This window comes from Micromonospora sp. NPDC047762 (assembly GCF_043204655.1).
Taxonomy (GTDB): Bacteria; Actinomycetota; Actinomycetes; order Mycobacteriales; family Micromonosporaceae; genus Micromonospora.
This window is the reverse complement of the sequence record NZ_JBIDCQ010000002.1, coordinates 909,579-932,480: the sequence shown is the minus strand read 5'-3', so window position 1 is coordinate 932,480 and position 22,902 is coordinate 909,579. Positions and strand designations below refer to the sequence as shown.

The window sequence follows — 22,902 nt, the reverse complement described above, 5'->3', positions numbered from 1 at the left end:
TCAGCTCTCGGCCGGGCGGTCGGTCGCGCTGTCGCGGAAGCGGGTCACCGTCTCGCGGTTCTCGTCGCCCTCAAGCGGGGTGGCCGGCGCGTCGTTGACCTTGCGCTCGTCCTCCTTGTTGAGGAAGACCTGCTTGAACTCCGCGATCGCGGTGTCCAGGGAGCCGGTGATGTCGTCGTTCCACTGGTTGTCGGCGATCGACGCGAGGACACCCTCGTGCTTGTGCCGCAGGTACTGGAGGAACTCCGACTCGAAGCGCCGCACCTCGCCGACCGGGATGTCGTCGAGCTTGCCCTCGACGCCGGACCAGACCGAGACGACCTCTTCCTGCACCGGGAACGGCGAGTAGTTCGACTGCTTGAGCAGCTCCACCAGACGCGAACCACGGTTCAGCTGGTTCTGCGAGGCGCGGTCCAGGTCCGAGGCGAAGGCGGCGAACGCCTCCAGCTCGCGGTACTGGGCCAGGTTGAGCCGCAGCGAACCAGAGACCTTCTTCATCGGCTTCACCTGCGCGGCGCCACCGACCCGGGAGACCGAGGTGCCGACGTTGATCGCCGGACGAACGCCCTGGTTGAACAGGTCGGTCTCCAGGAAGATCTGGCCGTCGGTGATCGAGATGACGTTGGTCGGGATGAAGGCCGAGATGTCGTTGGCCTTCGTCTCGATGATCGGCAGACCAGTCATCGAGCCGCCACCCAGCTCGTCGGAGAGCTTCGCGCAGCGCTCCAGCAGGCGGGAGTGCAGGTAGAAGACGTCACCCGGGTACGCCTCACGGCCCGGCGGGCGACGCAGCAGCAGCGACACGGCCCGGTACGCCTCGGCCTGCTTGCTCAGGTCGTCGAAGACGATCAGAACGTGCTTGCCGCCGTACATCCAGTGCTGCCCGATGGACGAGCCGGTGTACGGGGCGAGGTACTTGAAGCCGGCCGGGTCGGAGGCCGGCGAGGCGACGATCGTGGTGTATTCCAGCGCGCCCGCCTCCTCCAGCTGCCCCTTGATCGAGGCGATGGTGGAGGCCTTCTGGCCGATGGCGACGTAGATGCAGCGGACCTGCTTCTTCGGGTCGCCGGTGCGCCAGTTGTCCCGCTGGTTGAGGATGGCGTCCAGCGCGACGGTGGTCTTGCCGGTCTTCCGGTCACCGATGATCAGCTGCCGCTGGCCCCGGCCGATCGGCGTCATCGCGTCGATGGCCTTGATGCCGGTCTGCAGCGGCTCGAACACCGACTGCCGGGCCATCACGTTCGGAGCCTGCAGCTCCAGCTCGCGGTAGCCCTCCTCGGCGATGTCGCCGAGGCCGTCGATCGGCTGGCCGAGGGCGTTGACCACGCGGCCGAGGAAGGCGTCGCCGACCGGGACCGAGAGGACCCGGTCGGTGCGCTTGACCCGCTGGCCCTCCTCGAGCTTGGCGGAGTCACCGAGGACGACGACGCCGATCTCCCGCACGTCGAGGTTCAACGCCACGCCGAGCGTGCCGTCCTCGAACTCCAGGAGCTCGTTGGTCTTGGTCGAGGGCAGGCCCTCGACGTGGGCGATGCCGTCGCCGGTGTCGGCGACGGTGCCGACCTCCTCGCGGGAGACGTCGGACGAGTAGGAGGAGACGTAGCGCTCCAGGGCGCCGCGGATCTCCTCCGTCGAGATGGTCAGCTCGGCCATCCTCTGCTTCCTTAAAATTCAGGGGCCCGGGATACCTAGTACCAACCGGTCCGAATGGCGTCTGTCAATCCGGGCGCTGGGCGGCTGAACCGCCCTCACGCCAAGCGGCGGAGCCGCTCAGCCGCTGGGCGGCGAAGCCGTTCAGCGCTTCGCGAGCGCGTTGCGGGTCTCGTTGAGGCGGCGCAGGATGGTGCCGTCGTACAGGTCGGAACCGACCCGGACGCTCACGCCACCGAGAACGGCGGGGTCGACCGTCTGCTTGACGGAGACCTCTCGACCGTATATCGCGGTGAGGCTCGCACCCAGCCGACGCTCGTCCTCGTCACTCAACGGGGCCGCGACCGTCACGTACGCCACCTGCCGGTCACGCCGGCCGGCGGCCAGCTCGACCAGCCGGGTGAGCGCCCCGCTGAAGGAGCGTCCCCCGAACCCGCCGAGCGCCGCCTCGACGAGGCGGACGGTGACCGGGCGGGCCTTGTCGGCGAGCAGCTCGCGGGCCAGGGTGGCCCGCTGCTCGACCGGGGCGACCGGGTCGGCGAGCGCATTGTTCAGCGCCGGCTGCCCGGAGACGACCTGGCCGAAGCGGAACAGCTCGTCCTCGACCTCGCCCAACTCGCCGGCCTTGTCGGCGCTGGCCAGCAGCGCCTCCACGCCCAGCCGCTCGGTGCCGTCGAGCAGCTCCGACGGTGCCGACCACCGGCCGGCGACCAGCGACACGAGCAGGTCGAGCGCGTCCGCGCCGATCCGCCCGCCCAGCATGTCGCCGAGCAGCGCTCCGCGATCCTCGCCGGAGCGGGCCGGCTCGGAGAGCGCCCGGCGCAGCCGCGGCTCACGCCGCAGCAGGGTCGCCACGGAGAGGATGGCGTCGGCGGTGGAGGCCACCGCCGACGGCTCCGCGCCGCGGACGTACGCGTCGAGGCGCTCGGCCGCGACCTTGTACGACTCCCGGCTGGCGGCCTGCATCAGCGGGCCCCCGTGCTCTCGAGACCGCTCAGGAACCGGTCGACGGTGCCCTTACGCCGCGCCTCGTCGGCCAGCGACTCGCCAACGATCTTGCTGGCCAGGTCCACCGCGATGGTGCCGACCTCCGCGCGCAGCTCGCGCACGATGGTGGCCCGCTCGCCGGCGAGCGCGTCCTTGCCCGCCTGGATGACCCGGTCGGACTCTTCCCGCGCCTTGGCGAGGATGTCCTGGCGGATGCCCTCGGCGTCGGCCCGCGCGTCGTCACGGATCTTGGCGGCGTCGGTCCGAGCCTCAGCGAGCTGGGCACGGTACTGCTCGAGCAGCTGGTTCGCCTCGGCCTGGGCGGCCTCGGCGCGCTTGATGCCGCCCTCGATCGCGTCGACCCGAGCCTGGAACGTCTGCTCCATGCGCGGGAAGACGAACTTCATCAACACGAAGCAGAGCACGGCGAAGGCGACCGTGCCGACCACGATCTCCTGCCAGATCGGAATGATCGGGTTGTGCTCTGACTCACCACCCTCGGCGGCGAGGAGGAACAACATGGGTGACCTCCCGGTCGGAAGGGGCGGAATCAGCCGGCCCAGATGAAGCCGAAGGCGATGCCGAACAGCGCGAGCGCCTCGATGACGGCGAAGCCGATCCAGACGTACGGCAGGGTCATGCGCGACGACTCGGGCTGCCGGGCGGTCGACTGGATGTAGGCGGCGAAGACCAGGCCAACGCCGATGCCCGGGCCGATGGCCGCGAGGCCGTAGCCGATGGCGGCGGTGCTGCCCTCTACCGCGGCGACGTAATCCATTAGTGGTTCCTCCTGGTTATCACGCGTGACTCTCACGCGGGACGACAACGGTTGGTGCGTGGATCAGTGCTCTTCGGCGAGCGCGCCCTGGATGTAGCTGGCGCTCAGCACGGTGAAGACGTATGCCTGCAGGACGATGACCAGCGCCTCGAGGAGGGTCAGCGCCACTGTCATCACCCAGGAGACCACCGAGATCGGCGCCAGCCAGGCGTTGGCGTTGAGCATCGCGAAGCCGCCGAGCGTGAAGACCAGCAGGAGCATGTGGCCGGCGAACATGTTCGCGAAGAGACGGACGGCCAGCGAGAACGGCCGGATGATGAAGGTCGAGAACGCCTCGATCGGGATCAGCAGCGGCAGGATGTACCACGGTGCCGGCGGGATCAGGGCGTGCTTGAAGTATTTGCCGAAGCCGTGGTGCCGGATGCCGATGTAGTTGAACAGCACGTAGCTGATCACCGCGAGGATCGCCGGGAAGGCGATGTGCGAGTTCGGCGAGATCTGGAAGAACGGAATGATCGCGAACGAGTTCGTCAACAGCACGAAGCAGAACAGCGTCGTGAAGTACGGAGCGAACCGCACGCCCTGGTGACCGATCATGTCGACCGAGATGTTGTTGCGCACGAAGCCGTAGATCGACTCGGCGAACCACTGCTTCTTGGTCGGCACCAACTGCGGGTTCCGATAGGTCGCCAGGAAGAAGATGATCAGAACGCCGACCGCGATCCAGATCATCAGCGTGAACTTGGTGAACCACGGGGCGTTCTCCGCGCCCCAGGGCACGATCGCGGGCAGGTAGAAGTCGTCCACACTGGGTGGGAATGCCGCCTGGCCCGCTGCCAGAACGTTCGCCTGTCCGAACACCGTGTCCCTTCCTAAGTAGGCGTGCCGAGCCGACGGACGACGAGGATGATCCCCCCGGTCACGCCGAGCACGACGCCGATCCCGGTGGCGACGCCACCTGTATCGAGCCACTGGTCGACCAGCCAGCCGATGAAACCCCACACGAGCATTCCTCCGATGAGGTAGCTGAGCGCGGTCCAACCCTGACCGGCGCCGGACGGATAATCGTCCGAATCACCGGCGGGACGGGGGGTTTGGTCACCAGCCATGACGGGGCGAACGATATCAGCCGGGAAGACGAGGCTGTGCCTCACCCCCCGCACAACCGTCGTTGTGTGGGCTTCTCGTGGGCGCCGTCGTCTGTGGGCACGCTACTCCCCTTCCGCCCGTCGGAAAATGACCGGAGGCCGACACATTGCGGCGCGTCCGCTGGTTGGGACGACCGCCGGGTCAGCCGTGCGGCCGGCGAGCGTGCACCGTGGTCAGCCACCAGAGGTGCACCGCTGTCCACACTGCCACCCCGGCGACGATGCCAAGGCAAAGAGGGATCAAACCGGGCCAACCAGTCGACGCCACCGCCACCAGCACCGCACCCAACAGGCTGAACTTCAGCACGTACAGGCCCACCCCGAGCGGCAGAAGCAACTGCGGGTTGACCTGGTCGGCCCGCGCCAGCACCACCGTGGTGAGGGTGTAGCTGAGCACCGTGACGCCCACGCCGGCCGCCGCGCCGACCGCGGCCGTCACACCGCCGGTCACCCCGCCCACCACAGCGGCGACCACGCCGAGCGCCGCCGACGCGGCCAGCAACACCGGCAGGTGCCGCAGCCGCCACCGCCGGTCGGTGCCCGGCTCGACCACCCCGGGCTCAGCCACGGGGGTACGCCGGGAACGCCGCGACCAGCTCGGCCACCTCGGCACCGAGCCGGGTCAACTCGTCGACCCCGCCCGCAGCACCGGGATCGGTGCGCACCGCACGGGCGATCAGGGTCGCCACCTGACGCAACTCCCCCTCGCGCATCCCCTGGGTGGTGACGCTCGGTGTGCCCACCCGGATGCCGGAGGCCACCATCGGCGGCTGCGGGTCGTACGGGATGGCGTTCTTGTTCAGGGTGATCGACGCGGCGTCGCAGCGGCGCTCGGCCTCGGTGCCGGTCACCCCCAGCTCCCGCAGGTCGATCAGGGCGAGGTGGGTGTCGGTGCCACCGGACACCGGGCGCATCCCCTCGTCGGCCAGCCCGGCGGCGAGCGCCTGGGCGTTGCTGACCACCTGCCGGGCGTACGTCTGGAACTCCGGCTGGGCGGCCTCGCGCAGCGCGACCGCCTTGGCCGCGACCGCGTGCATCAGCGGGCCGCCCTGGGTGAACGGGAAGACCGCCTTGTCGATCCGCTGGGCCAGCGACTCGCGGCACAGGATCATGCCGCCGCGCGGCCCGCGCAGCACCTTGTGGGTGGTGGCGCAGACGACATCGGCGTACGGCACCGGCGACGGGATCGCCCGACCGGCGACCAGGCCGATGAAGTGCGCAGCGTCCACCATCAGGTACGCGCCGACCTCGTCGGCGATCTCCCGGAACCGCGCGAAGTCGATCAGGCGCGGGTACGCGGTGGCCCCACAGATGATCAGCTTGGGTCGGTGCGCCCGCGCCAGGTCCCGTACCTCGTCGTAGTCGATCTGCTCGGTGTCCGGCCGGACCGGGTAGCCGACCGGGTGGAACCACTTGCCGGAGAAGTTCACGCGGCTGCCGTGGGTGAGGTGCCCGCCGTGCGGCAGGTCCATCGCCAGCACCGTGTCCCCCGGCTGCACCAACGCGGCGTACGCGGCCAGGTTGGCGCTCGCCCCGGAGTGCGGCTGGAGGTTCGCGTGCTCGGCCCCGAAGAGTTCCTTGGCCCGGGCGATGCCGATCTCCTCGGCCCGGTCCACCTCGGCACAACCGCCGTAGTAGCGCCGGCCCGGATAACCCTCGGCGTACTTGTTCGTCAGCGTCGAACCGAGCGCGGCCAGCACCGCCGGCGAGGTCAGGTTCTCGCTGGCGATGAGCTGCAGGCCCCCGCGCAACCGGTCCAACTCGCCGAGGACCACCCCGGCGATCTCCGGGTCGGTGGCCCTGAGCTGCGCGAAATCCGGCCCCCAGAAGGTGCTCGTCTCGGTCTCCACAGCGAACGAGTCTAGGGGGCCGCACACTGGAACCCGTGAGATGCCTCGTCACCGGCGCTACCGGCTACATCGGCGGGCGGCTGACGCCGCTGCTGCTCGCCGACGGGCACACAGTGCGCTGCCTCGCCCGCAAGGCGGTACGGCTGCGCGACGTGCCCTGGGCCTCGTCGGCCGAAATCGTCGAAGGAGACCTGAGTCGGCCGGAGACACTGCCCGCCGCGTTCGCCGACGTGGACGTCGCGTACTTCCTGGTGCACTCGCTGGGCCGGTCCGACTTCGAGGCAGCCGACCGGGCGGCGGCGACCAACTTCGCGGCCGCCGCGCACGCGGCCGGCGTACGGCGGATCATCTACCTGGGCGGCCCCGAGCCGGCGTCCGACGCGGAGGTGCCCTCCCCGCACCTGCGGTCCCGCGCCGAGGTCGGCCGGATCCTGCTGGGCAGCGGGGTGCCCACTGCGGTGCTCCGCGCCGCGGTGATCATCGGGTCCGGCTCGGCGTCGTTCGAGATGCTGCGTTACCTGACCGAGCGGCTGCCCGCCATGATCACCCCACGTTGGGTCCGCAACCGGATCCAACCGATAGCGGTCCGCGACGTGCTGCACTACCTGGCCGGCTGCGCCGACCTGCCGGCCGAGGTCAACCGGGGCTTCGACGTCGGCGGTCCGGACGTGCTGACCTTCCGCGAGATGATGCAGCGTTACGCCCGGGTGGCCGGGCTGCGCCGGCGGATCATCGTGCCGGTCCGCCCGCTCACCCCGTCCCTCTCCTCGCACTGGGTCGGGCTGATCACCCCGGTGCCGAACAAGATCGCCCGCCCCCTGGTGGAGAGCCTGATCCACGAGGCGGTCGCCCACGAACACGACATCGCCCGCTACATCCCGGACCCACCCGGCGGGCTGACCGGCTTCGACGAGGCGGTGGCGCTGGCGCTCGCCAAGGTGCGCGACGCCCAGGTGGAGACCCGCTGGTCCACAGCGAGCGGCCCGGACGCGCCCGCCGAGCCACTGCCCACCGACCCGGTGTGGTCCGGTGGCACCGCCTACACCGACGTCCGGGAGCGGACGGTCGACGCACCACCCACCGCACTCTGGCGGGTCGTCGAGGGCGTCGGTGGCGAACACGGCTGGTACTCGTTCCCCCTCGCCTGGTCGATCCGCGGCTGGCTGGACCGGCTGGTCGGCGGGGTCGGGCTGCGGCGAGGTCGACGCGACCCGCACCGCCTCCAGGTCGGCGAGGCGCTGGACTTCTGGCGGGTCGAGGAGATCATCCCGGGTGAGCTGCTGCGACTACGCGCCGAAATGCGCCTACCCGGTCGGGCCTGGCTGGAGATGCGGGTCCTGCCGGCCGACGACGGCCGCAGCCGCTACCAGCAACGCGCCGTCTTCCTGCCGCGCGGCCTGCCGGGGCACGCCTACTGGAAGTCGGTGGCCCCGTTCCACGCGGTGGTCTTCGGCGGAATGGCCCGCAACATAGCCCGCAACGCCGAACAGCCCCGCTAACCACCCCGCGCCTCCCCTGCCTCCCGCAACGCCGCCGCACTCCCGCCCGCCCCACTCCGCGATCTTGCACTTTGTGTTGTCGATTTGAGAGCTTGGGCACCCTTTGTCGCGACAGAAACTGCAAGATCGCGGGAGTGAGGCGGGCGCGGGGCAGGGCGGGGCCCGGGGCAGGGCGCGGTCCGGGGCAGGGCGGGGTGGGGCCCGGTGCGGGGCGGGATGGGGCTCGGGGTGGGGTGGGGTTAGTTGCCGGCTTGGGGTTGGGTTTGGAAGGCGGTGCGTTCGCTCGGCGGGACGAAATCGCGGACCGGTTGGTCGCGCAGGGCGAAGGCGAGCACCTCGCCGACCGCGTTCACCATCTGGGCCTGCACCGCCTGACCGACCGCGTCCCGGGGATCGTCCGGGTTCGCGGCCATCGAGGCGACCGCGAGTTGCGGCGTGAACGCCACCACCGTCTCCGTCTCGTACCGCTCGGAACTGCCGGTCTTGCCCGCCACCGGGCGGCCGAGCTTCGCCCGCAGCCCGGGTGCGGTGGCGCCGTCGCAGCGCCCGTACATCGACTGGTCGCCGACCGGGCAGCGGGCCGCGTCGGTGGCCGCCCGTGCCACGTCGGGGTCGAGCACCTGTCGGCAGTCCGGCTTGGCGGCGTCGACCGGTCGGCCGCCCGAGTCGGTGATCGAGACCACCGGCAGCGGCGCGCACCAGGTCCCCTCGGCTGCCACTGTGGCGTACGCGCTGGCCAGGTCCAACGGGGTGGTCGCGGCCACGCCCAGGGTGAACGGACCCCAGTCCTTCGCGCCGTAGCGGGCCAGCTTGGCGTCGGACTCGGCCCGCAGCACGATGCCGAGCCGCTCGGCCATCTCCACCACCCGGTCGGCGCCGACCTTCTCGGTGAGCCAGGCGAAGTACGTGTTCACTGAGCGGCCGAACGCGCTCCACATGGTGCGGGGGCCGTCCATCGACGACGGGCTGGCGTTCGCCGGGCACCAGCGTCCGTCGCAGCTCGCTGCCCCGGTCACCGGGAAGCGGGTGAGCAGCTGGGTCGGCGCCACGAAGTCGGTCGACAGCGGCAGGCCGGACTCCAGCGCGGCGAGCAGGGTGAAGAGCTTGAACGTCGACCCGCCCTGGTACCCCTCGATCGCGCCGCCGCCGGCGACCAACTGGTTGACGGTGTTCGGTCGGTTCTTCTGCCCGACCGGGTTGTCCGCCACGCTGTAGGCGCGGTTCACCGACATGGCCAGCACCCGCCCGGTGCCCGGTTGCACCACCGCGGTGGGCACCGCCTCGGCCCTGGTCGGCGCGTAGATCTTCAGCACCTGCTCGGTGGTGGCCCGCTGCACCCCCGGGTCCAGCGACGACACGATCGAGAAACCGCCCCGGCGCAGCGTGCGTTGCCGTTCGTCGGCGGTCGCCCCGAACGCGGACTGGCTGCTCCACCAGCGGGTGAACCAGTCGCAGAAGAAGCCCCAGTCGCGGTGCGCGTCGGGCACACCCGTGCAGTCGTTCGGGGTCTCGCTGGGCCGCAGTTGCAGCGGTTCGGCGCGGGCCGCCGCTGCGGCGTCCGCCGGCACCTGCCCCGTCTCCACCAGCCGCTCCAACACGTACGACCGTCGGGCCACCGCGCTGTCGGCGTCGCCGTTGATCGGGTCGTCGCTGTCCGGCGAGCGCACCAGACCGGCGAGCAGTGCCGCCTGGGCCAGGGTCAGCTCGGCCGGGGAGCGGGAGAAGTACCGCTTGCTGGCCGCCGCGATGCCGTACGCCCCGGCACCGAAGTAGGCGATGTTGAGGTAACGGGTCAGGATCTCGTCCTTGTCGAGTTCCCGCTCCAACGCGAGCGCGTACCGCATCTCCTGGAGCTTGCGGACGGTGGTGAGTTCGGTGGCGGCGTCCCGTTGCGCCTCGGTCAGCCGAGGGTCGTTGCTGAGCACGTTGCGGACGTACTGCATGGTCAGCGTGGAGGCGCCCTGCCGGGTCTGGCCGTCGCGCTTGTTGACTGTGAACGCGCGCACGACGCCCCGCAGGTCGACCCCGCTGTGCTGGTAGAACCGGACGTCCTCGGCGGCCACGATCGCCCGGCGCATGACCGGAGCCACCTCGTGCAGCGGCACGTCCACCCGGTCCTCCTGGTAGAAGGAGGTGATCAGGGTGGTGCCGTCGTTGGCGTACAGGTTGGAGCGCTGCGCGGTGGGCGGCGTCCGGAGTGTGTTCGGCAGCTCCGAGTACGGCGTCGACAGGGCGCTGAAGCCGATCCCGAAGACCAGGGCCGCGGGCAGTGCGGCGGCGGCCAGCACCAACCCGGCCAGCACTCCGGCGATCACCACGGTCAGCAGTTTGTCGAGTTGGGCCCGGATCATCAGCTCTCCCCGCAGGAGCCGGTCACGCTAGGACCCGTTCAGAATGACCCGGAACGCCCCTTTGGCCCTGGGTTTTCCCCAAACCCGGAGGAAACTCGCACCACGCTCAGGGCAGCAGCGCGCCGGCCAGCGGGTGGACCGTCTCCTCGATCTCGTCGGCGACCCGGCTGAAGCACTGGTCGCCACGACCCCACGGGTCATCCAGATCATCGGTGGTCAGCGCCGAGGCGCCGAGCCGCGCGTCGTGCGCTGCCGCCACCAGGGCCATCCCCCGGGCGTACACGGCCTCCGGGGTGGCGTCACCAGGCGGCAGCGCGGCGGTGTCCACGGCGGCCAGCAGCCGGCCGAACTCGCCCAGCACGAACGTGCGGGCCGCCGCGTCCGGACGAAGCGCCACCACGTACTCCTGCTGGTCGGCGGTGGCGGTCAGGACCAGGTCGGCGGCGTCGATGTGGTCCGAGCGCAGCTTGCGCGCGGCGAACCCCGCCACGTCCCCACCACGGCCGGTGACCTGCCGTGCCGCCGGCGGGTTCATCTCCTCGCCCGCGTGCCAGCCACCCGTGCCGGCGCTGTGGCTGTGCACCAGCTCCTCGGCCTGGGCCGGGTCCTGCGAACGGCGGGTCAGCCGCTCCCGCACCGCCAGGGCCAGCAGCCGCTCCGCCATCGGCGAGCGGCAGATGTTGCCCATGCAGACGTGCAGAACAGTGAACGGTGGCACTCAGACCGCCCGACCGTCGACGAGATCCGGAACCACGTCGCGCAGCTTCTCCAACGGGATCGCCCCGGCCCGCAACAGCTGCGGCACCTCACCGGTCAGATCGACGATCGTGCTGGGCACCGGATCCGGGCAGGGGCCGGCCTCCAGGTAGGCCCGCACCGAGTAGCTGAGCTGGTCACGTGCCTCGTCAGCGGTGACCGCGGCCGGCTGGCCGGTCTTGTTGGCCGACGAGACCGCCATCGGGCCGGTCTCGCGCAGCACCTCCAACGCCACCGGGTGCAGCGGCATCCGCACCGCCACCGTGCCGGTCTTGTCGCCCAGGTCCCACTGCAGGCTCGGCGAGTGCTCGACCACGATCGTCAGGGCACCCGGCCAGAACGCCTCCACGAGGTCCCGGGCGGCCGTGGGCAGCGAGAAGACCAACCCGTCCAGGGTGTGCCGCGAGCCGATCAGCACCGGCGGCGGCATCTGCCGACCCCGGCCCTTGGCATCGAGCAGCGCCTTCACCGCGTACGGGGTGAACGCGTCCGCGCCGATCCCGTACACGGTGTCCGTCGGGAGAACGACCAGCTCGCCGTTCTTGACCGCCTCGATCGCCGCGGCGATGCCGCGGTCCCGATCGGCGGGCGATCGGCAGTCGTAGAGCATCACGAGGAGTCAGTCTGCCACGCCGCCCCGATCGGGGCGTGCTGGCCGTCCGCCCGTCGGGACGCGGTCGCGTAGCGGGGACGCCCGGTGAGGTCCAGATGCTCCGCGACAGCGGTGAAGCCGCCGTCCTGGGCGAGCAGCTCGGGCACCGCCGCGCCGTGGGTGTCGTCGTGCTCGACGCCGAACACACCCCCCGGGCGCAACAGCACCGCCGCCCTGGCGACGACCGGCCGGATCACCACCAGGCCGTCCGCGCCGCCGAAGACCGCCTCCGCGGGGTCGTGCCCGGCCACCTCCGGCGGGACCACCACGTCGTCCGGCACGTACGGCGGGTTGCAGAGCAGGACGTCCACCCGGCCCACCAGTTCGGCCAGCAGGTCCGGCGCTGTCACATCGGCCTCGACCACCTCGATCGGCCGGTCCCCCGCCGCGGCGCGCTCCGCCGCGTTGCGCCGTAGCCACACCAGCGCCCCCGCAGACCGCTCCACAGCGATCACCCGCGCTCCCGGCAGCTCCTGAGCCACCGCGAGGGCGATCGCGCCCGAGCCGCTGCACAGGTCCACCACCACCGGGTCGGGCCGCCCCTGGGCCTGCTCGACGCCCCAGCCGGCCAACAGCTCGGTCTCCGGGCGGGGCACGAAGACACCCGGGCCGACCGACAGCTCCAGGTGCCGGAACCCGGCCCGCCCGGTCAGGTGCTGCAACGGCTCACGCGCGGCGCGGCGGCGCGTCAACTCGTCGAGCCGCACCACCTGGTCGTCGCTCAGGTCGTCGGCGATGGCCAACCGACCCCGGGAAACCCCGAGCACGTACGCCGCCAGCAACTCGGCCTCCACCCGGGCGGAGCCGACCCCGGCGGCGGCGAGGGCGCGGGTCGCTCGGGCCACCGCGGCGGACGGCCGGATGGGGCCTGTCCCTTCGGGGGGGTGTTGCGGCAAAGTACTCACGACATAATCATGAAGCGTCGCGGGCGACGTGACGAACAGGTGCGCCCAGCGCGCACGACAGGAGGTTGACGGGTGGGCTGGCTCGACCGGGTCGATGACCAGGTTGACGCCCTGACGCACGCCCGGGCGTTGCAGGAGGCCAGCCGCTCCGCGGAGGCGTACGTCCTGCTGGAGCGTGTGATCCGCACCACCGACGACCCGGCGGCGCGAGCGGACGCCATGGTGCAGCGCCTCTCCGCGCTGATCAATCTCGGTCGGACGGCGGAGTTCACCCGGGCCATCGAAGAGGCGTCGGCGGCGGTCCGCGACCTCGCCGAGCCCTATCTGCACGGTCACCTCAACGCCCTTGCCGCGCTCGCCGCGCACCACCAGGGCGCACTGGACCGCTGCGTCATGCACCTCGTCCGGGCGGCCCGGGCGCTGGGCGCCGTCGCCGACCCGGACCGGGACACCGCCTGGGGCTGGCACGACCTGGCCATGGCCTACAGCTACCTCAGCTTCCACGGGTACGCCCTGGGGGCCATCGAGCGGGCCCGGCAGCTCGGGCTGACCGCCGGGATCCCGGAGGAGACGTTCGCCGCGCCGGGCATCCGGCTGCGCAACGCGGTGGCCCTCGACCACAACGGCGACAGCGACGGTTGCCTGCGGGTGCTCCGGGACGTGGCCGCCGACCTGACCCGCTTCGTCCGCGCCGGGCGGGCGGCCCAGCTACGCCCGAGCAGCCTCGCCGCGTACGGCTATGCGGCGGCTCGACAGGCCGCGCTCGGCGATCAGGTGGCGACCGAAGGCCCCGAGCCGGCCCGGTTGATGACCCACGGCGGGGACAGCGCCCGCGCCCGCGACCTGCGTCAGCTCGGGCAGGTGTGCCTCGCCGTCGCCGACGGTCGGCCGATCGAGGCGGTCGCCCGACTGGACACCGTCCAGGTCTCCAACGAGACGCTCGGGGCGGCCGAGCCGGCCCGGCTGCGCAGCATCGCGTTGACCCGTGCCGGGGACCACCTGGCGGCGCACCGGGCCGACCGGCTGGCGTTCCGGCTCGCCGCGCAGCGCAACGACCGGCTGCGTGACGTCTACATCGACGGCATCGCCGCCCGCATCGACCACGAGGAGATGCGCCGTGAGGCGGCACGCTTCGAGGGCGAGGCGTTGACCGACCCGCTCACCGGGCTGCCCAACCGCCGCCGGTTGGAGCGCTACATCACGGCCGTGGTCACCCGCGGCGATCGAGTGGTGATCGGCGTCTGCGACCTGGACGGTTTCAAGGCGGTCAACACCCGGCACGGGCACCACTCGGGCGACCTGGTGCTGCAACGCATCGCCGGCGTGATCAACCGGGTGATGCGCCGGGGCGACTTCGTGGCCCGCTACGGCGGTGACGAATTCGTGGTGGTGCTGCCGGACACCGGCATGATCGAGGCCGCCGAGGTGGCCCGCCGGATCGAGGCGGCGGTCCGCCTGGAGGACTGGGAGTCGTTGGTCCCGGGCACCCCGGTCGGGGTCAGCATCGGCTTCGCCGAGGTCTCCGGTGGCAGCGGGCTGCGCGACGCGCTCAGCGTCGCGTTCGAGCAGGCCGACCGCGAGATGCTCCGCGCCAAGACCCGCCCGCGCGCAAGCTGATCACCCCTCGCGGGGTCGATCATGGAGTTGTGGTGCCCCACAAAAGGCCCGCGACGCCACAATCAACCCACCACAAGTCCATGATCGACCCGGGCGGGCCGGGGTCAGCGGCGGGTCAGCTCGGTGTCGCCGGCCAGCCGGGCGGCCCGGTCGGCCTCGGTGAGAGCGTCCAGCACCCCGTCCAACTCGCCGCCGAGCGCCAGATCCAGGTTGTACGCGGTGTAGCCGATCCGGTGATCGGTGATCCGGTTCTGCGGGAAGTTGTAGGTGCGGATCCGCTCCGAGCGGTCCACGGTGCGCACCTGGGCCTTGCGCGCGTCCGAGGCGGCGGCGTCGGCCTGCTCCTGGGCGGCGGCGAGCAGCCGGGCCCGCAGGATCCGCATCGCCTGCTCCCGGTTCTGCAACTGGGACTTCTCGTTCTGGCAGGAGACGACGATGCCGGTCGGCAGGTGGGTGATCCGCACCGCCGAGTCGGTGGTGTTCACCGACTGGCCACCCGGGCCGGACGAGCGGAACACGTCGATGCGCAACTCGTTCTGGTCGATCGTGACGTCGACGTCCTCGGCCTCCGGAAGCACCAGCACCCCGGCGGCGCTGGTGTGGATCCGGCCCTGCGACTCCGTCACCGGGACACGCTGCACCCGGTGCACCCCGCCCTCCCACTTGAGCCGCGACCAGACGCCGTTGCCACCGTCCGGCACACCCTTGGTCTTGATCGCCAGGGAGACGTCCTTGACCCCGCCGAGGTCGGAATCCTGTGCGTCGATCACCTCGGTGACCCAGCCGTGCCGCTCGGCGTACCGGGTGTACATCCGCAGCAGGTCACCGGCGAACAGCGCTGACTCCTCGCCACCCTCACCGGCCTTGATCTCGACGATCACGTCCTTGGCGTCGTGCGGGTCGCGCGGAATGAGCAGCTCGGCGAGCCGTTCCTCCAACACCGGCAGGGACCCGGCGATGGCGTCCGCCTCAGCCGCGAAGGACGGGTCCTCGGCGGCCAGCTCGCGAGCCGCGGCCAGATCGGCGCGGGCCTGCTCCAACTCGTCGGCGGCCTTGTGCAGCGGCACCAGCTCGGCGTACCGGCGGCCGACCCTGCGCGCGGTGGCCTGGTCGGCGTGGATGGCCGGATCGGCCAACCGCTTCTCCAGCTCCGCGTACTCGTCGAGAAGGCCGGCCAGACGCTCGCTGCTCATGCTGCGGATGCTCCTTCGACGGTGCGCGACGACCGGGCCGGGGCCGGGAGGCCAGCGGCCGGGCGGAAGTGGAGGAAAACGCGGACGGCGCCCGCGTCCGGTGAAAAACCGGACGCGGGCGCCGAACGGGGAGTTACTTGGCCTTCTTGGCCTGAACCTTGGCGTACTTCTGCTGGAACTTCGCGACCCGGCCGGCGGTGTCGAGAACGCGCTGCTTACCGGTGTAGAACGGGTGGCAGGCGCTGCAGGTCTCGGCGTGGATCGTGCCGCCCTTGGCGGTGCTGCGGGTCGTGAACGTGTTGCCACAGGAGCAGCTGACCTCGGTGGTCACGTACTCCGGGTGGATGTTTGCCTTCATCTCGCCTCGGTCCTCTCGTTGGTGGTCGCCGGGTCGCCGTCATCGCTCGTCGCGCCGTACGCGACGGGCTCGGGCGTGAACCGGAACCGGTGGCCGATTGACCAGTGTGCCATGGGCCTGAGCCGACCCGGTAATCGGGCCGCACACCTCGTCCGGCATCGTCAACACGTGCCTACCCGTCCGCATTCCCGCCGCCCGGCGGGGCATTCGCGCACCCGGCGGACCGCCGCCAGGTACCCCGGCCGGGGTACGCCCGTCGAGCCGGAGGTGGGCCGATGACCCGTCTGATCGCCACCCGGGGACTGCCCGCCTCAGGCAAGACGACGTTCGCCCGCACGCTCCAGCCGTCCGTGTCGCGGGTGAACCGGGACGATCTGCGTCGGATGCTGCACGGCGAACGGCTGTTCACCCAGTGGGCCGAGGCGCAGGTGACGGCCGTACAGCAGGCTCAGGTCGAGGCGCTGCTGCGGGCCCGAGCGGACGTCTGCGTGGACGACACCAACCTGCGCGCGCCGACCCTGCGCGGCTGGGCCGAGCTGGCCGCCCGCCACGGTGCGGACTTCGAGGTGCACGACTTCACCGACGTGCCGCTGGACGAGTGCCTGCGCCGCGACGCCGCCCGCCCGGCCACCGACCAGGTCGGCGCGGACGCGATCCGCCGGCTGCACGAGCGCTACCTTCAGGGGCGGGAGTTGCCGTTGCCGGTGCCGCAGGCTCGCACCGGACGACCCGCCGTGGTGCACCCGCCGTCGACCGAGCCACCGGAGATCGTCCTGGTGGACATCGACGGCACAGTCGCGCTGGCCGTCTCCCGCAGCCCGTACGACATGACCCGGGTGGGCGAGGACCAGCCGAACGCGGCGGTGATCGCGGCGGTCCGGGCGATGCACGCCGCCGGGTACGGGGTGGTCTTCTGCTCCGGGCGGGACGCCTCCGCCCGCGCGGCCACCGAGGCGTGGCTGGCCCGGCACGTACGAGTGCCGTACCTGGGCCTGCACCTGCGCGCCGTCGGCGACGCCCGGAAGGACTCGATCGTCAAGCGGGAGATCTACGACCGGGAGATCCGGGACCGCTACCGGGTGGCCGGCGTCTTCGACGACCGCGTCCAGGTGGTCCAGATGTGGCGGTCCCTGGGCCTCACCGTCTTCCAGGTGGCCGACGGCGACTTCTGAGGTGTCCGGACGGGCCCCGCGCGTGGGGCCCGTCCGGACGGTTCACCCGGTGACGGTGACGGTGGCCTCGGCACGCGCGCCGTTCACCTCGACCGTCAGGCGTATCGGCGCGCTGGGCCGCAGTGCCGTCAGGGTGCCGGTGGCCGGGTCGAATCGGGCGATGTGCCAGGGGCGCACCCCGGCCGCCGAGCCGACGTGCACTCCCGGCGACGCCGACCAGTCGGCGCTGACCGGTGCGGCCACCGGGACCGTACGCCCGCCGGGCTGGGTCAGCGTGGCGGTGACCGCCACGGGGGTGCCGACCGCGACGCTGGCCGGGGCGGCCACGGTTAGGCGGTCGGCGTGCGCGTGGAACTCCGCGTCCACCCAACGCGGGCCCTCGGCGAGGGGGTCACGACGGGCCCGGTCAGCCTCGGCCGGGGTCACCGGGTCCACGCCGAACTCCGTCCAACCGGTGAAGCCGCCCTGGTCGGCAGGGGTGGACGGCGTCTTGCCGGCGTTGCCGTTGATCACGTACGGCACCCCGTCCACCCGGTCGGCGTGGAAGGTGCCGACGTGCCCGCCCACGAACAGCGCGCCCTTGCCGGTGCGGTGCTGGAAGTCGGCCAGCCACTGTTCCAGCAGCGCCGCCTCCTTGCGGTCGCCGAGCTGGCTGGCCTGCGCCGGGCTGGGGTCACGCGTCGGGTGGTGGTGCAGGACGACGACCGAACCCACGCGCCGGTCGGTGGCCGCGGCGTCCAGCGTCTCGCGGAGCATCCGTACCTGGTCGAAGCCTCCGCCGCGCAGCGTCCCGGTGGACGAGTTCAGCGTGACGAACCGGGTGCCGTTGTGGTCGAACACCCGGGAGGTGGCACCGAACGCGGCCGCGAAGTTGCTGATCGGAGCGCCCATGATCTCGTGGTTGCCGGGCACGTAGTACCAGGGCAGCGCGTCGCCCAACTCCTCGTCGAGGATCCGCCGGGCCAGCGCGAAGTCGGCCGGGTAGGCGGTGTCCACGAAGTCGCCGTTGATCAGGAGGAAGTCCGGCCGGGCCGCCAGCACCTCGCGCAGCGTCCGCCGGGCCTGGGCGACCAGGTCGCTGTCCGGGTCGGCGGCGACGAACTGGGCGTCGGAGAGCACAGCGAACCGCCACGACGCGCCGTCGACAGTGCCGTCGCGGACCACCACCCGATCGGTACGCGGGGCCACCTCCGGCACGTCGACAGTCGGTGGCACCTTCGCCACCAGGTCGTCGATGATCACCTCGCTGCTGTACTGCGCCGCGGCGTTCGTCTCGGCCACGTAGAAGCGGCGTACCCGCACCGGGTACTGCACCCCGGCCGGCACCGCGAACTCCACGTACCGCCAACCGGTCCAGGTGATCAGTGGGCCACGCAGCACGTGTTGCGTGTCCTGGGCGTCGTGCAGGTGCAGGCTGGGCCATTCCCCGGTGCCGTTGCCGTGGATCCACATCCCGAAGGCCTGCGGTTGACCGGGCACCTCGATCCAGGCGGGCGGGTCGGCGTACGCGGCCCGCGTGCCGGTGGACTGGCTGAAGTCGTACGACATTCGCAGGCCGGTGCCGGTGTGCCCGGGCGCCGGCGCCACCGAACCGCTGGCACGGGCCTGACTGAACCGCCAGGACGCGGCGTCGTCGAAACCGGCGACCGGCACGTCGGTCAGCCCGACGGTGACCGGCAGGACAGCGCTCGTGCGTCCGACGTGAACGGTCACCAGGCCGGAGCCGGCGTCCCGTAACGCGGCGATGGACAGGTTGCCGTCCCCGGTGGGGGTGATCCGCAGCAGGTCCCGGTCGTAGTCGAGGGTGAGGTCGTCTGGCTCGATCGGCGCGGTGTTGCCTTCGGCGTCGTACCCGACGACGCCGACCAGGGCGTCACCGTCCCGGCCGGTCAGCCCGACCCGCGGCGCGGTGGTGCCGATCCGGGCCAGCGGGCCGAGCACCGTGAGGTTCAGCGAGCCGGTGACCCGCCCCCGTCCGGCGGTGACCGTGCTGGCCCCCGGCGCGGCGGCGTGGAACACGCCGTCACTGTCGACCCGGCCGCGTACCGCCGGGGTCGCCCGCCAGGTGGGGGCGCCGGACGCCGGGCCGTACGTCTCGTCGTAGCCGGATGCCGTGAGAGTGCGGGTCAGCCCCGGGAAGACCCGGTCGGGCCGTCCACCTCGCACCGGTGAGACGCCCGGGGCGGCGGTGGGGTCGCTGGCCGTCTCGACCCAGTAGCCGGTGAGTCGCCCGCTGCCCTTCGGCGCGTAGATGGCCAGGCCGTTGGGCACGGCCCGCTCGCTGCCGTCGGAGGGGCCGTTCTCCAGCTGCACGGCGGGCGCGCCCGGCTCCCGGGCCAGCAGCGTGGACGATCCGCCACCGTCCAGGTTGAGCGCGTGGTGGGCGCCCAACTCGGCCATCATCCGGCCCATCTCGGTCTGCGTCACGCCTCGGCTGTCGACCTGACGGCCGTCCACCGTCAGCATGATCATTTTTCGACCGTCGGCGCTGAACCCGACGGCGGTGCGGGGTGCGAGGGTCGGGTCGGCGATGGCCTGCACGACGCCGTCGCGAACGAGGACGTTGCCGCCCCCGACCGCCGCGTGCAGGGTGCTGCCGTCGGACGGCTTCGGCCGCCAGGCGACCGCCACCGGGTCACCGGGGCGCAGACCGGCAAGCGCGTCCGCGCCGAGGTCGCGGCCGAGCAGCACGGTGCTGCCCGCGACGATCGGGCCGCTACCGGCCACGCTTTCCACCGCGGCCACCCGACCGCCGGTGACGGTGACCTCGACCACCCGGGCCGCGCCCTCCACGGCACGCTGCCGGGAGTACGTCCCCCACAGCTCGGTGAAGGCGCCGATGCCGTCGGCCTGCACCATGTTGTTGAACTGGGTCAGCGGGACGGGCCCGGTGGGCAGGGCGGCGCTGCCGTCGAAGTTCACCTCGATCACCCGCCCGACCCCGTTGGTGGTGACCGCCACCGCGTTGCGATGACCGCTGACCCCCGACTGGATCAGCTCGCCGTCACGGACGCCGACGCCCTGGGCGGCACCGGAGTTGTTGATGTCGAAGAAGTCGCCGTTGACCGCGGCGACAGCGCGCGACTGGTCCACCGCCTTTCGCAGCGGCTCGGCCCGGCTGACCGCACCGGAGTTGACGTAGTCGACCGTGGAGCCGCCGGCCAGGTCGGTGGTGAGCGCGTCGGCGCGCAGCCAGCCCTCGGCGTCGTACCGGTCGAAGGACGTCAGTTGCACGCCCGGCGCGACCGGCCGGGTGGCCTTCGTGGTCTCCAGCCCGCCGGCCGGCTCCAGACCACCAGCGTCGGTGGTCGGGGCGGTCGCGACCGTCGGCGCGGCGGACAGGCTGACCGAGCCGGCCGGGCGGGAGGACGCGGGCGGCGCGTCCTCGGCGATGGTGGGTGATGCCACGGACGGTGAAGCCGGTGTGGGCGGGTCGATGGTGGGCGCGGCGGTGGCCGGCGGCGACAGGGCCAGGGCGAGCAGCGGCGTCAGCAGCAGGACGCCGGTGCGGCGGGCGGATCGTCTGCGGGTACGCATGGACGACAGTCAACCCGGCAATGAATAGAAGTTTCAATACCTGTCGACTGAACCGAAGGAAAATTCCATCACCTGACGGCGCGGGCGTCATCTCCCGCCGGCTGCGGATGTCGGGCCCGGGAACATGACGAAGGGGCACGGCCGCGATGGCCGTGCCCCTTCGTCGTCACCCGGGGACGGTTACTCCCCCGGCGTCGACTTCGCGATCTGCATCAGGAACTCGATGTTCGTGCGGGACTGCTTGAGCCGGTCCAGCAGGAGATCCATCGCGGCCTGCGAGTCCAGCGAGTGCAGCACCTTCCGGAGCTTGTGGATGATGGCCAGCTCTTCCGGTGCGAGCAGGACCTCTTCCTTACGCGTACCGGACGGGTTGATGTCGATGGCCGGGAAGGTCCGCTTGTCGGCGATCTTCCGGTCCAGCTTCAACTCGGCGTTGCCGGTGCCCTTGAACTCCTCGAAGATGACCGTGTCCGCCATGGACCCGGTCTCCACCAGCGCCGTGGCGATGATGGTCAGCGACCCGCCGTTCTCGATGTTGCGGGCCGCGCCGAGGAAGCGCTTCGGCGGGTACAGCGCCGTGGAGTCGATACCACCCGACATGATCCGGCCGCTGGCCGGCGCCGCCAGGTTGTACGACCGACCGAGCCGGGTCACCGAGTCGAGCAGCACGACGACGTCGTGCCCAAGCTCGACGAGGCGCTTGGCCCGCTCGATGGCCAGCTCCGCCACTGTGGTGTGGTCCTGCGGCGGACGGTCGAACGTGGCCGCGATGACCTCGCCCTTGATCGACCGCTGCATGTCGGTGACCTCTTCGGGCCGCTCGTCCACCAGCACCACCATCAGGTGGCACTCCGGGTTGTTGCGGGTGATCGCGTTCGCGATCGCCTGCAGCACCATCGTCTTACCCGCCTTGGGCGGAGACTGGATGAGTGCCCGCTGGCCCTTGCCGATCGGCATGACCAGGTCGATGACCCGGGTGGTGAGGATGTGCGGCTCGGTCTCCAGCCGCAGGCGCTCCTGCGGGTAGAGCGGGGTGAGCTTGTAGAACTCCGGACGACGCCGGGCCTCCTCGGGCTCCATCCCGTTGATCGTGTCCAGCCGCATCAGCGGGTTGTACTTGTCGCGCCGCTGGTCGCCGCTGTTGCCGCCCTCTCGGGCCGCCCGCACCGCACCGGTGATCGCGTCACCGCGGCGCAGGCCGTACTTCTTGATCTGGGACATCGAGACGTACACGTCGTTCGGGCCGGCCAGGTAACCGGTCGTCCGCACGAAGGCGTAGTTGTCGAGCACGTCGATGATGCCGGCCACCGGGACGAGTACGTCATCCTCGTTGACCTGCGGCTCACGCCCGCCGGTGTCGGTACCGGTCTCGGTACGCTCGCCGCGCCCACGGCGACGGTCCCGGAAACGGCTGCGCCGGCCGCGCCGGCCGCCACCCTCGTCGTCGTCGTCGCTGTCCCGCTCGGCACGCTGACCACGGTCGTTGCGGTCGTTGCGGTCACCGCGGTCGGGTCGGTCGTTACGCTCGGCCCGCTCGCCCCGGTCGGAACGCTCGCCCCGGTCGTTGCGCTCGCCCCGGTCGTTGCGCTCGCCACGGTCGCCCCGATCGGCACGGTCGCCCCGGTCGTTGCGCTCGCCACGCTCGGCACGCTCACCCCGGTCGGCACGCTCACCCCGGTCGGCACGCTCACCCCGGTCGGCACGCTCGGTCCGCTCGGCCCGCTCGGTCCGCTCGCCCCGGTCGGCACGCTCGGCGCGCTCCGGACGCTCGGCCCGGTCGCGGCGGTTCTCGCCACGCTCGGCCCGCTCGCCGGCTTCCGCCTCGTCGCTACGCGGCTCGGTCGTCCGTGCCTCGGTCGCCCGCGCCTCGGTCGTCCGCGCCTCAGCGGGGCGAGCCTCGGTGGTACGGGCCTCCGCCGTTGCGGTCCGGCTCCGCCGGGTGCGGCTACGGCCCTCGGTCTCGGCGGCCGGCTCGGCCGGCGCCTGCTCGGCACCGCGTCCTTCGGCTGCCGGCCGGTCGGCGGTCTCCCGCACCTCGGCGCGCACTCCCTCACGGGTCGGGGCGGCCGCGGCCGCGACCTCGGCCCGTGGTCGAGGGGTCCCGGCGGCGTTGCCGCCCTGCCGCTCGGAAATCGCGGCGATCAGCTCGCCCTTGCGCATGCGAGCCGTGCCGGAGATGCCGAGCGACGCAGCCAGGCTCTGCAGCTCTGGCAGCAGCATCGCCGACAGACCGGTGCCGCTACGCCGACGACGGGCGGGAGCGGCTGCGGTGGCATCGCCAGCGACGTTGGAAACATCCGACGTCACGTCGGTGGTGTCGCTCAATGGATTCCTTCCCTCGATAGGCCGGGACTGCCCGGAGTCGGAGCTCAGGTGGCCGGGCGGCCTCGGTGCACCCGCCTCGCAAGGACGCGTCGCGGGAGTCTGTGACACAGCAGCCGGTCGGTAT

At 71.8% G+C, this 22,902-nt stretch carries 19 protein-coding genes; 3 read left to right on the top strand and 16 right to left on the bottom strand.

All coding sequences use genetic code 11. The annotated features are described in order from the left end of the window. The 8 genes from atpA to glyA all read right to left on the bottom strand — a co-directional run bounded on the left by atpA (nucleotide 1) and on the right by glyA (nucleotide 6,413). The gene (atpA, locus tag ACGF3C_RS09875) at nucleotides 1–1,653 is read right to left on the bottom strand and encodes a F0F1 ATP synthase subunit alpha (RefSeq protein ID WP_393220455.1); all 1,653 of its coding nucleotides are present in this window, start codon (nucleotides 1,651–1,653) and stop codon (nucleotides 1–3) included. A 141-nt stretch (nucleotides 1,654–1,794) separates the two neighbouring features. Next, nucleotides 1,795–2,616, bottom strand: coding sequence for a F0F1 ATP synthase subunit delta (locus ACGF3C_RS09870; RefSeq protein ID WP_357222275.1), 822 nt, complete (start codon nucleotides 2,614–2,616; stop codon nucleotides 1,795–1,797). Beyond that, nucleotides 2,616–3,155, bottom strand: a complete 540-nt coding sequence (locus ACGF3C_RS09865; protein ID WP_393220791.1) for a F0F1 ATP synthase subunit B — start codon at nucleotides 3,153–3,155, stop codon at nucleotides 2,616–2,618. Before ACGF3C_RS09865 ends, ACGF3C_RS09870 begins: the two co-directional genes overlap by 1 nt. A 32-nt stretch (nucleotides 3,156–3,187) precedes the next feature. Continuing rightward, nucleotides 3,188–3,415, bottom strand: a complete 228-nt coding sequence (locus tag ACGF3C_RS09860; protein ID WP_074314047.1) for an ATP synthase F0 subunit C — start codon at nucleotides 3,413–3,415, stop codon at nucleotides 3,188–3,190. Between the two features lie 63 nt (nucleotides 3,416–3,478). Continuing rightward, entirely contained in the window at nucleotides 3,479–4,276 is a 798-nt protein-coding gene (gene atpB, locus ACGF3C_RS09855) for a F0F1 ATP synthase subunit A (RefSeq protein WP_124857598.1), read from the bottom strand. An 11-nt stretch (nucleotides 4,277–4,287) separates the two neighbouring features. Continuing rightward, entirely contained in the window at nucleotides 4,288–4,524 is a 237-nt protein-coding gene (locus ACGF3C_RS09850; protein WP_355008064.1) for a hypothetical protein, read from the bottom strand. A gap of 181 nt (nucleotides 4,525–4,705) precedes the next feature. Further along, complete coding sequence (locus ACGF3C_RS09845; RefSeq protein ID WP_357222273.1) at nucleotides 4,706–5,131, bottom strand: hypothetical protein; 426 nt, start codon at nucleotides 5,129–5,131, stop codon at nucleotides 4,706–4,708. Beyond that, on the bottom strand, nucleotides 5,124–6,413 hold the full coding sequence (gene glyA, locus ACGF3C_RS09840) for a serine hydroxymethyltransferase (RefSeq protein ID WP_355008066.1): 1,290 nt from the start codon (nucleotides 6,411–6,413) through the stop codon (nucleotides 5,124–5,126). The genes ACGF3C_RS09845 and glyA overlap by 8 nt, the downstream gene beginning before the upstream one ends. A gap of 35 nt (nucleotides 6,414–6,448) precedes the next feature. On the opposite strand from glyA, the gene ACGF3C_RS09835 reads away from it, so the two are divergent. Next, the gene (locus tag ACGF3C_RS09835; RefSeq protein WP_393220448.1) at nucleotides 6,449–7,912 is read left to right on the top strand and encodes an SDR family oxidoreductase; all 1,464 of its coding nucleotides are present in this window, start codon (nucleotides 6,449–6,451) and stop codon (nucleotides 7,910–7,912) included. Nucleotides 7,913–8,151: 239 nt separating this feature from the next. On the opposite strand, the gene ACGF3C_RS09830 is transcribed toward ACGF3C_RS09835, so the two are convergent. The 4 genes from ACGF3C_RS09830 to prmC all read right to left on the bottom strand — a co-directional run bounded on the left by ACGF3C_RS09830 (nucleotide 8,152) and on the right by prmC (nucleotide 12,576). Continuing rightward, nucleotides 8,152–10,263: a transglycosylase domain-containing protein gene (locus tag ACGF3C_RS09830; RefSeq protein ID WP_393220445.1), complete on the bottom strand. Its 2,112-nt coding sequence runs from the start codon at nucleotides 10,261–10,263 to the stop codon at nucleotides 8,152–8,154. 106 nt (nucleotides 10,264–10,369) lie between these two features. After that, nucleotides 10,370–10,981, bottom strand: a complete 612-nt coding sequence (locus tag ACGF3C_RS09825) for a phosphotyrosine protein phosphatase (protein ID WP_355008069.1) — start codon at nucleotides 10,979–10,981, stop codon at nucleotides 10,370–10,372. Then, nucleotides 10,982–11,629 (bottom strand): L-threonylcarbamoyladenylate synthase, encoded by a 648-nt coding sequence (locus ACGF3C_RS09820; protein ID WP_091406475.1) that lies wholly within the window; start codon nucleotides 11,627–11,629, stop codon nucleotides 10,982–10,984. It lies immediately after the preceding gene. Then, nucleotides 11,629–12,576 (bottom strand): peptide chain release factor N(5)-glutamine methyltransferase, encoded by a 948-nt coding sequence (gene prmC / locus ACGF3C_RS09815; protein WP_393220441.1) that lies wholly within the window; start codon nucleotides 12,574–12,576, stop codon nucleotides 11,629–11,631. The genes ACGF3C_RS09820 and prmC overlap by 1 nt, the downstream gene beginning before the upstream one ends. 72 nt (nucleotides 12,577–12,648) lie before the next feature. On the opposite strand from prmC, the gene ACGF3C_RS09810 reads away from it, so the two are divergent. Continuing rightward, a complete protein-coding gene (locus ACGF3C_RS09810; RefSeq protein ID WP_357222265.1) occupies nucleotides 12,649–14,193 on the top strand; it encodes a GGDEF domain-containing protein in 1,545 nt (514 codons plus the stop codon). A 104-nt stretch (nucleotides 14,194–14,297) separates the two neighbouring features. On the opposite strand, the gene prfA is transcribed toward ACGF3C_RS09810, so the two are convergent. Beyond that, nucleotides 14,298–15,386 carry a peptide chain release factor 1 gene (gene prfA, locus ACGF3C_RS09805; RefSeq protein WP_091405908.1) on the bottom strand — a complete coding sequence of 363 codons (1,089 nt, stop codon included), beginning with the start codon at nucleotides 15,384–15,386 and terminating at the stop codon, nucleotides 14,298–14,300. Between the two features lie 133 nt (nucleotides 15,387–15,519). After that, nucleotides 15,520–15,744 (bottom strand): 50S ribosomal protein L31, encoded by a 225-nt coding sequence (rpmE, locus tag ACGF3C_RS09800; RefSeq protein ID WP_355008073.1) that lies wholly within the window; start codon nucleotides 15,742–15,744, stop codon nucleotides 15,520–15,522. Between the two features lie 275 nt (nucleotides 15,745–16,019). On the opposite strand from rpmE, the gene ACGF3C_RS09795 reads away from it, so the two are divergent. Next, nucleotides 16,020–16,916 carry an AAA family ATPase gene (locus ACGF3C_RS09795; protein WP_393220436.1) on the top strand — a complete coding sequence of 299 codons (897 nt, stop codon included), beginning with the start codon at nucleotides 16,020–16,022 and terminating at the stop codon, nucleotides 16,914–16,916. A 42-nt stretch (nucleotides 16,917–16,958) separates the two neighbouring features. On the opposite strand, the gene ACGF3C_RS09790 is transcribed toward ACGF3C_RS09795, so the two are convergent. Both ACGF3C_RS09790 and rho read right to left on the bottom strand, forming a co-directional pair. Beyond that, entirely contained in the window at nucleotides 16,959–20,453 is a 3,495-nt protein-coding gene (locus tag ACGF3C_RS09790; RefSeq protein WP_393220433.1) for a phosphodiester glycosidase family protein, read from the bottom strand. A 180-nt stretch (nucleotides 20,454–20,633) separates the two neighbouring features. Next, entirely contained in the window at nucleotides 20,634–22,778 is a 2,145-nt protein-coding gene (rho, locus tag ACGF3C_RS09785) for a transcription termination factor Rho (protein WP_393220430.1), read from the bottom strand. Between the last annotated feature and the right edge of the window lie 124 nt (nucleotides 22,779–22,902).

Excerpts from the sequence above, each read along its gene's own strand:
- ACGF3C_RS09850 (WP_355008064.1), bottom strand. The coding sequence starts at position 4,524 with ATGGCTGGTGACCAAACCCCCCGTCCCGCCGGTGATTCGGACGATTAT.
- ACGF3C_RS09830 (WP_393220445.1), bottom strand. The coding sequence starts at position 10,263 with ATGATCCGGGCCCAACTCGACAAACTGCTGACCGTGGTGATCGCCGGA.
- prfA (WP_091405908.1), bottom strand. The coding sequence starts at position 15,386 with ATGAGCAGCGAGCGTCTGGCCGGCCTTCTCGACGAGTACGCGGAGCTG.
- ACGF3C_RS09870 (WP_357222275.1), bottom strand. The coding sequence starts at position 2,616 with ATGCAGGCCGCCAGCCGGGAGTCGTACAAGGTCGCGGCCGAGCGCCTC.
- atpA (WP_393220455.1), bottom strand. The coding sequence starts at position 1,653 with ATGGCCGAGCTGACCATCTCGACGGAGGAGATCCGCGGCGCCCTGGAG.
- ACGF3C_RS09790 (WP_393220433.1), bottom strand. The coding sequence starts at position 20,453 with ATGCGTACCCGCAGACGATCCGCCCGCCGCACCGGCGTCCTGCTGCTG.
- ACGF3C_RS09860 (WP_074314047.1), bottom strand. The coding sequence starts at position 3,415 with ATGGATTACGTCGCCGCGGTAGAGGGCAGCACCGCCGCCATCGGCTAC.
- rpmE (WP_355008073.1), bottom strand. The coding sequence starts at position 15,744 with ATGAAGGCAAACATCCACCCGGAGTACGTGACCACCGAGGTCAGCTGC.
- ACGF3C_RS09820 (WP_091406475.1), bottom strand. The coding sequence starts at position 11,629 with ATGCTCTACGACTGCCGATCGCCCGCCGATCGGGACCGCGGCATCGCC.
- ACGF3C_RS09795 (WP_393220436.1), top strand. The coding sequence starts at position 16,020 with ATGACCCGTCTGATCGCCACCCGGGGACTGCCCGCCTCAGGCAAGACG.